The sequence below is a fragment of the Achromobacter sp. GbtcB20 genome (genome assembly GCF_019091095.1).
Classification (GTDB): domain Bacteria; phylum Pseudomonadota; class Gammaproteobacteria; order Burkholderiales; family Burkholderiaceae_B; genus Achromobacter; species Achromobacter mucicolens.
The window spans coordinates 1-830 of sequence record NZ_JAGXJZ010000079.1 but is presented as its reverse complement, the minus strand read 5'-3'; the positions used below and the strand labels follow the sequence as shown (position 1 = coordinate 830).

The following is an 830-nucleotide window of genomic DNA, read 5'->3' as shown; positions in this document are numbered from 1 at the left end:
TGGGGCGATGCGCGGGCGGTGCGCTACCTGCCGGTGTCCGGCACCCGCGGGCCGTCGGGCGCCCGCAACCTGGGTTGGCGCAGTGCCAAGGCCGAGATCATCGCTTTTACCGACGACGACACGATTCCGCATCGGGACTGGCTTGCGCAGGGACTGCGCGGCTTCGCGCCGGACGTGGCGGCGGTGACCGGCGTCACGGAGATGCCCATCCCGGACCCGCCCAGCGACTACGAGCGCGACGCCTCGGGCTTGACGCGCGCCGAGTTCATCACCGCGAATTGCTTCGTGCGGCGGTCGGCGTTGCTGGCGGTCGGCGGATTCGACACGCGCTACACGATGGCCTGGCGTGAGGACTCGGACCTGCAATTTGCGCTGCTCGATGCCGGCTTGCGCATCGCGCGGTGCGAGCACGCGCGCGTGCAGCACCCGGTGCGACCGGTGAGTTTCGCGGCTGGACTGGGCATGCAGAAAAAGGTGATGTTCGACATGCTGCTGCGCCGCAAGTACCCCGCGCTGTATCAGGAACGCATCCGCCGGCATGGCCCGCGCTTTTACCTGAGCGTTACGGGCGCCTTTTTGCTGGCTGCTGGTTTGTTCGCAACCGGCCATGCGGCAGCGGCCATCGCGCCAGCTGTCGTATGGGCCGCGCTGACCCTGTACTTTTTCATGCGCCGTATCCGGGGAACCAGCATGTCATTGCGCAACGTTGCCGACCTGGCGATCACGTCGGCGTGCATTCCGTTGCTGTCGATTTTCTGGCGCACGGTCGGGTTGCTGCGCTTTGCGAGGAGCGCCGCATGAATAACCTGCTGCTCGGATCTGCCCCCGCG

1 protein-coding gene is annotated in these 830 nt (G+C 67.0%); it reads left to right on the top strand.

Features of this window, described 5'->3' with window-relative positions; genetic code table 11:
- Nucleotides 1–801: glycosyltransferase family 2 protein (locus KVT32_RS27845; protein WP_217619168.1), on the top strand; the 801-nt coding region annotated here is incomplete at its 5' end.
- Between the last annotated feature and the right edge of the window lie 29 nt (nucleotides 802–830).